This is a genomic window from Mesorhizobium sp. M7A.F.Ca.US.002.01.1.1 (genome assembly GCF_004022955.1).
GTDB classification, from domain to species: domain Bacteria; phylum Pseudomonadota; class Alphaproteobacteria; order Rhizobiales; family Rhizobiaceae; genus Mesorhizobium; species Mesorhizobium ciceri.
This window is the reverse complement of record NZ_RZQE01000828.1, coordinates 1-1,516: the sequence shown is the minus strand read 5'-3', so window position 1 is coordinate 1,516 and position 1,516 is coordinate 1. Positions and strand designations below refer to the sequence as shown.

Annotated in this window: 2 protein-coding genes; one reads left to right on the top strand and one right to left on the bottom strand. The window is 61.6% G+C overall.

Going from position 1 to position 1,516, the window contains the following annotated elements:
* Window positions 1-621 (top strand): FAD-dependent monooxygenase (locus tag EN932_RS35875; RefSeq protein WP_206619030.1); only part of this gene is annotated, 621 nt, incomplete at its 5' end.
* 176 nt (window positions 622-797) lie between these two features.
* Here EN932_RS35875 and EN932_RS35870 read toward each other — a convergent pair.
* Window positions 798-1,516, bottom strand: a 719-nt coding sequence (locus EN932_RS35870) for an FAD-dependent oxidoreductase (protein WP_164890843.1), incomplete at its 5' end; no start/stop codon positions are given.

Genomic DNA, 1,516 nt, shown 5'->3' with positions numbered 1-1,516 from the left:
GGAACGTGTTTCGTCGAGACATTCCTTTTCGATGGCGACACGCGCCACAAGGCGAGCGCAGAGGCGATCGGCAGCGGCACGCTGATGGCCGTTGCGCCCGGCAAAGGTATCCTGGCGCATCGCAATGCCGACGGAAGTCTGCATGTCTACGTCGCCTTGAACAAACCGGAAGACTGGATCGCTTCGATCGATTTCAGTGACGCTGAAGCTGGGTTGGCTCATATCGCCGGGCAATTCGAAGGATGGGCTCCGCAGCTGACTGCCCTCATCACGGACTGCGACACCGATCCAGTGCTTCGACCGATCTATGCGCTCCCGGTTGGTCATCGCTGGAGCCGGGTGCCAGGCGCAACTTTACTCGGCGATGCCGCGCATCTGATGTCCCCATTCTCTGGCGAAGGCGCGAACCTCGCCATGCTTGATGGCGCGGAGCTTGCCCAAGCGCTCCTTGCCTATCCTGACGAGATCGAAGCCGCACTCACTGTCTACGAAAACGACCTCTTCCCACGAAGCGGCAAGGTGGCCCAAGAAACCGAGCAGAACCTAAAGCGGTTTTTTGACGACACCGCACCGCAAAGCGTGGTCGATCTGTTCAGTGCGATGCAGGCATCGGCGAAGTAATCGCGCACTGGGGCGTGACTCGCTGAAGTCCCGACAACACGACCGGTCGGACGCCCAGGAGCACGATCTGGGCTCCTACCGGCGGGATCTGGAAGGAGGTGAGATTTGAGAATTCGCATTCCAATGCGAAGCGGGCTCGATCTAAGCGGTATCCGGCTCAGCCGCGACCCCGTTGTTCAGAGATATCGCACAGGGGATACAGCCTGAGTCACCTGATCTTCGGCCCTGCCGCCCGCCAGTTCCGAGAATAGCCGGGCGCTTGTGGGTCCAAGGGTAAATCCCTGATGGCCGTGACCAAAATTGCACCAGAGACCGGGGATTTTGGGAACGGCGCCAACTACCGGAAGCATGTCTGGCATGCATGGCCGCCAACCTGCCCAGGGCTCAGGCTCGACGGCTTCACCGAAATCGATCACCTCGCGCGCCATACGTTCGGCTCGGGCCAGTTGCCAAGGCGTCTTGGTCGACGCGAAGCGGGCAATCTCGGCGCCCGTGGTCAGCCGAAGCCCTTGACTCATGGGGCAATAGAGGGCCGCGGCGGCAACATCGAACAACGGCCTGCCTGGAAGGCGATCGGCTTTGTAGTGCCTGTGGTAGCCCCGCTTGCGTATCATGGGCATGGAAACGCCCAACGGCCTGAGGAGGGATGGCGACCAGGCACCGAGCGCAATGACGATGTTTTCAGTGGCCAGGCGCCGCCCGTTCCGCAAGTGGACGTGCCAGCCGGAAGCAGGCTGCGTCAGTGACCGCACTTCTTCCTCCAGCAGGGTGCCGCCGCGGCGGCGAAAAAGCGCTGCATACGTCGCGACGAGCCCGCCCGGATCAACACAACTTCTGCTTTGTTGCCAATGCACGGCACCCGCGAAATCCCTCTTCAGGCAGGGCTCCTCACCTC